This is a genomic window from Microcystis sp. M31BS1, assembly GCF_020245285.1.
In the GTDB taxonomy this organism is placed as follows: domain Bacteria; phylum Cyanobacteriota; class Cyanobacteriia; order Cyanobacteriales; family Microcystaceae; genus Microcystis; species Microcystis panniformis.
In genome coordinates this window covers 1-5,547 of record NZ_JADBVE010000118.1, presented here as the reverse complement: position 1 = coordinate 5,547, position 5,547 = coordinate 1, and the positions used below count along the sequence as shown (strand labels likewise).

Here is a 5,547-nt window from a genome sequence, read left to right as displayed (position 1 = left end):
GTTTCAGTATATCCTACTCTTTCTTGTCTTTCGTACCAAGCTTGTGTTCTGAGATGGAGAGCTTTATTGTCAACCAATCTTACACAGCCCAAAGTGCGCCGCAATAGCGACTCTTGTTCGGGTGTGGGGTAAAATCGGTAATAATAGGCTTTTTCCATACCTCACATTCTAGAATATATCGTGTAAATGCGCTAGTATTTAACAGTAAAGCCGTCGTAGAACGACGGGGTTTCAGACCCAAATTTTCGATGAATTGCCCCTACTCCCCACTCCTATCTCCTAACCCACCCTGCTGATACGGATATCCCCCTTCCGGCTAATGTAAAGAAAACGTTACAGTAACAGGTAAAGCCCAGTAGCCAGGAAGCCGTCGATCATGTTTGAATACTTTAACCAAAAAGCTATCAAAGCGGTGATGTTCGCCCAAGAAGAAGCCCGTCGTACCGGTCACAGTGTCGTCGGTACGGAGCATTTACTGTTAGGATTGATAGGAGAAGCCACCGCCGCCGCAGCCTTAATTCTCAAGGATTTAAAAGTCACCCTGCACGAAAGTCGCCGCGTGATTGAAGGAATGACTGGCCGCGGCACGGGTTACAGTCCCGTTAATATCCCTTTTACCCCGAAAGCGAAAAAGATGTTCGAGCAAGCATTTCAGGAAGCTCGACAATTGGGGGAACAGGCGATCGCACCTGAACATCTATTACTCGCTATCACCACCGATCCCGAATCCCTAGCCGCTAAAATTTTAATTATGCAGGGTGTTGATTTGATCAAACTTCGCGCCCTTTTACTGAAAAATGCTGGGGAAAAAGTCGCTAGTGGTCGCTTCACGGCAAGCAGTGACTATGAAGACCAGAAAAATGCTCCCCAAGGCGGTATTTTAGCCCAATATAGTCGTAATTTAAGCCAAGAGGTCAAAAATGGCAAAATTGACCCTGTAATCGGTAGAGAGCCAGAAATCCAGCGAGTTATCCAAATTTTAGGCCGTCGCGGCAAGAATAACCCGATTTTACTCGGTGCGCCGGGGGTGGGCAAAACTGCGATCGCTGAAGGGTTAGCACAACGCATCTATAATGGCGATATTCCCGAACTTTTGCGGGATAAACAGGTAATTGCCCTCGATATGGGGTCTTTACTGGCGGGAACCCGTTTTCGCGGCGATTTTGAGGAACGTTTAAAGGGTATTGTGGAGGAAGTTCGCAAATCGGGCAGTATTATCCTGTTTATTGATGAAATTCACACTCTTGTGGGTGCTGGTAGCATGGGAGGAGCCATGGATGCTTCTAACTTGCTTAAACCTGCTTTAGCTCGCGGCGAGTTACAGTGTTTAGGGGCCACCACTCTCGATGAGTATAAACAGCATATTGAGCGAGATGCGGCTCTAGAAAGACGTTTTCAGCCAGTTATGGTGGGAGAACCGACTAAAGAGCAAGCGATCGAGATTTTACGCGGTTTAAAAGCCACCTACGAGGATTTCCATCAGGTAAAATACGATCAAAAAGCGATCGAAGCTGCCGTTAATCTATCCTCTCGCTATATCAATGATCGCTTTTTACCGGACAAAGCGATCGATCTTCTCGATGAAGCGGGATCCCGCACCCATCTACGCTATTCCCTGCAAAGTAAAAGTCCTGCGGAGGTTAGCGAAGAATCACCCCTAATTAACCCCGAATCTTTAATTCCGGTGGTGGATGCGGAGGAAATCGCCCAAATTGTCGCCGCTTGGACAGGTATTCCCGTTACCCAATTAACTGAAACTGAGTCGGAATCGCTCTTAAATCTGGAATATCAACTGCATGAGCGGATTATTGGTCAACAGGAGGCAGTAAATGCCGTTTCTCGTGCTATTCGTCGAGCGCGAGTAAATTTAAAGAATCCTAATCGTCCGATTGCCTCGTTTATTTTTGCCGGTCCCACGGGAGTGGGTAAAACTGAATTAACGAAAGCCTTAGCTAAGTTGCTCTTTGGCTCGGAATCCAGTATGATTCGCCTAGATATGTCGGAATTTATGGAATCCCACACGGTTTCTAAGTTAATTGGTGCGCCTCCCGGATACATCGGTTACAATGAAGGTGGTCAGTTAACGGAAGCTGTGCGTCGTCAACCCTATAAAGTAGTTTTGTTTGACGAAATCGAGAAAGCACATCCCGATGTTTTTAATCTTCTCCTGCAACTGTTAGAAGATGGTCGTTTGACCGATTCCCAAGGTCGTCGGGTGGACTTTAAGAATACCCTAATTATCATGACCTCGAATATTGGCTCAAAAGTCATCGAAAAAGGCGGTAATAGCTTAGGATTCGAGATGGCTGACGATTTTGCTCAATCGCGTTACCAACAGATTTCTAGTCGGGTGACAGACGAGTTAAAACAATATTTCCGTCCCGAATTTCTCAACCGTCTCGATGAAATTATCGTTTTCCGACAGTTAACTCGCGAAGAAGTTACCCAGATTGCTGATATTCTTATCGCGGATCTAGGCAAACAATTGACAGAAAAAGGCATTTCTGTGGAAGTTACCGCCGCTTTTAAGGATTTGGTCATCAATGAGGGTTATGATCCTAGCTACGGTGCGCGGCCTTTACGTCGTGCTTTAACTCGACGCTTAGAGGATAGTTTAGCCGAGGCGATGTTATCGGGAAAAGTCAATTCTGGAGACCATGCGCTATTAGATGTAACTGCTGAAACCGTGGTGACAGTCTCTAGTCATCAGCGCTCCGAGCAGAACAATATTCTCTCGCAATTACAGTTACAACCAGTGGGTTAATCCGCTCAAAAATTGCTTTTTTTCGGGGTTGAAAAATGTTCAACCCCGATTTTTATCATCTAAGTAGGGTTTGCGGCAAAAAGTTTATTGGTGGGGTTAGGAGTCGGTCGTCAGGAGACAGGAGTTAGGAGATAGGAGATAGGAGATTATGGTTCTTCGTTACTTGGTATGGTTCGATAGGGGGGCATAAATCGACTAAATCCTTATCTGGCAAGAGACTTAATTGATTAGTTCGCTCTAGATCGCAAACAATTGACAAAAATTGCGGTAATGTCTGTCTCTATAAGGGTTTCATTCCTTATAACCCCCATCCATTGCATAACACAAACCGAAGAGCCGAGATTATTTTATTTATTCTCCCCACTACCCCACTCCCCACACCCTCTTTCAAGTCAGTCCCGATGCCAAAGTTGGCACCGCCAAGGATGAAAATATTGGGATTATTTTTCCTAAGTAGGTAGGCGTTAAAAATTATGGCTCTTCGGGACTTGGTATGGTTCGATATGGGGGCATAAATCGACTAAATCCTTATCTGGCAAGAGATTTAATTGATTAGTTCGCTCTAGATCGCAAACAATTGACAAAAATTGCGGTAATGTCTGTCTCTATAAGGGTTTCATTCCTTATAACCCCCATCCATTGCATAACACAAACCGAAGAGCCAAAATTATCAGATACCCCCTTATCAAGGGTAGGGTTGATTCATGAATCAACCCTACTATTTAGGGGACAAGCGTTCTTGAATTTGATTAATTGCCCAGCTTAAAATCGCCCCCGCAATTAAAATACTAATAGCAGGATTGAATAAGGGCAGCCAAAGACGCTGAAAAAGTTTAAATCCTAGGGGAATTCCTGTGGATTCACCGATAACAGCCACGGCAAACCAGAGAAAACCCGCTATTACCAAAAACACATCAAATATTAAGATTCTATTCAACCACTTGACAAATTGATCTTTCATTGCATCAAAAACTTAGGTTATTTATACAGTTTATTCACGAAAAAGTATAGCACTGTCACCTTAATCCCAAGCTCTCCAGAGCCAAGCTAGTCCGGCAGTAATGATTAAAACTTTAGTTAACCAATCTCCCCAGCGCACATATAAAGTTCTCGTATCCCGTCGATAAATTGTTTCGCTATGGATTTGATATCTATCCAGATCCGATAGCCAAAGCTGATTACCGTGGGGATCGACAAAAGCAGAATAACCTGTATTGGTGGCCCGGGCCATCCATCGATCGGTTTCGATCGCTCGCATGGTATCCTGAGCATGGTGTTGAGCGGGCATGGCGTGGCTATAATGGGCGTTATTAGAAGCAGTAATAATAAATTCGCCTCCTCTAGCAGTTTGACGGCGAAAATGTTCGGAAAAAGCCGATTCGTAACAAATGCCCACAATGATTTTACCGAAAGGACTGTCAATAATTTGAGCGGCATCTCCCGGGATTAAGTGCGCTTGCAAGGGAGAAAGGCGATCAACAATTCCGCCCAAAATTTCCTGAAAAGGAACGTATTCGCCTAAAGGCACGAGAATTACTTTATCATACCGACTAATCACCTGTCCCTCGCCATCAATGGTCAAGAGACTATTGTTATAACCCTTGTCCACCTTGCCAAATGCACCCAACCAGATCGGCGTTTTTTTGGCTAAAATTGCCGAATAAATCGAGCTATTATTGACTAAGTTCTCCCAATAGTAGGGTAAGGCGGTTTCAGGAGTTAAGACGGTATCTACTCCTTGATCGGCGAGAATTTGATAACCAGAGGTGTAACCTTCGATCGCCCTTTGAAATCCTAGGGGCGAAAGTTTAATCGTGTTGGGAATATTGCCCTGAATTACGCCAATTTTTATCCCTAAATCCCTTGACTTTTCGATCGGTTTATGGTATAGGTTCCATCCCCAGAGATGGAGGCTAAAACAAATAAGCAGGGGTAAAGAGAGAAAAGCGAGATTTTGCCGCGATTGACGGATTAGGAGCAAGCTTTCGGCGATTAAACCGTTAACTGCCACAATTGCCGCCGTTACCGTCGTAAAACCCGATAATTTGCCCAATTGCAGAATCAATAAATTATGGGGACTTTGACTATAAGCAAGGGTAGTCCACCAGAGAGGGGATTGACTCCAGAGAGATTCTAACCCACACCAGAGGGCAGTGCCGATGAAAACCCGTAGGAGAGCATCCCGAAAAGATGACTGATTAACACTTTTGTTGACATAAAACATAACTAACGTCCAAGTTAGCACGATCGCCGTTCCCCAAAAAGTGATAAACAACCAACAAAATAGGGCAATTAACAAACTCGCTAACCAGGGGACACCCATCCACGTCATCGGGTGAATTCCCGTGATCCAGAATAAAGCGAGGCCATGGTAGGCAAAACCCCAGCCAAAACCGTATAAAAGCTGTTTTTTTAGGGATTTTTCCGCTAATCTCACAATAATCCACAGGGGGACGAGAGAAATCCAAGCGAGTAACCACCAAGAAACTGGCGCCACTGTTAACCCCATCCCCACACCGGCCAAAATTGCCCAGAGAAAACGCACCATCTTTCACTCCAGTCAGGTTAAACTCCTCTGACCTACTAGATCAGAGTAGCTAGAGGGAAGACAAAAAACAAGAGACACACAGAAGTTTTGGCTACATCTACAATAGATCAGTTAGCGAGTAAAAAAGCCCCTCGATCAGATGCTAAGTAGGGAGGCACAATTATTTGTAGGATGGGTTAGCGGTAGCGTAACATGAGCGGGCGTTGGGTTTCATGCTTCAACCCAACCTACGTTC

Annotated in this window: 4 protein-coding genes and 1 pseudogene; 1 reads left to right on the top strand and 4 read right to left on the bottom strand. The window is 44.8% G+C overall.

Features of this window, described 5'->3' with window-relative positions:
• The coding region (locus IM509_RS06835; RefSeq protein WP_272079381.1) for a helix-turn-helix domain-containing protein at positions 1-158 on the bottom strand (158 nt) is incomplete at its 3' end.
• Positions 159-376: 218 nt separating this feature from the next.
• Here IM509_RS06835 and IM509_RS06830 point away from each other — a divergent pair.
• On the top strand, positions 377-2,764 hold the full coding sequence (locus tag IM509_RS06830) for an ATP-dependent Clp protease ATP-binding subunit (protein ID WP_052277308.1): 2,388 nt from the start codon (positions 377-379) through the stop codon (positions 2,762-2,764).
• Positions 2,765-2,888: 124 nt separating this feature from the next.
• Here the strand turns inward: IM509_RS06830 and IM509_RS06825 are convergent.
• From IM509_RS06825 to lnt, 3 genes and pseudogenes are all read right to left on the bottom strand, one after another.
• Positions 2,889-3,084, bottom strand: a pseudogene (locus IM509_RS06825) (hypothetical protein).
• 398 nt (positions 3,085-3,482) lie between these two features.
• The gene (locus IM509_RS06820; protein WP_052277307.1) at positions 3,483-3,725 is read right to left on the bottom strand and encodes a DUF8620 family protein; all 243 of its coding nucleotides are present in this window, start codon (positions 3,723-3,725) and stop codon (positions 3,483-3,485) included.
• A gap of 60 nt (positions 3,726-3,785) precedes the next feature.
• Positions 3,786-5,312 carry an apolipoprotein N-acyltransferase gene (gene lnt / locus IM509_RS06815; RefSeq protein WP_052277306.1) on the bottom strand — a complete coding sequence of 509 codons (1,527 nt, stop codon included), beginning with the start codon at positions 5,310-5,312 and terminating at the stop codon, positions 3,786-3,788.
• Between the last annotated feature and the right edge of the window lie 235 nt (positions 5,313-5,547).

Coding starts and splice junctions, on each gene's coding strand:
- IM509_RS06830 (WP_052277308.1), top strand. CDS start 377: ATGTTTGAATACTTTAACCAAAAAGCTATCAAAGCGGTGATGTTCGCC.
- IM509_RS06820 (WP_052277307.1), bottom strand. CDS start 3,725: ATGAAAGATCAATTTGTCAAGTGGTTGAATAGAATCTTAATATTTGAT.
- lnt (WP_052277306.1), bottom strand. CDS start 5,312: ATGGTGCGTTTTCTCTGGGCAATTTTGGCCGGTGTGGGGATGGGGTTA.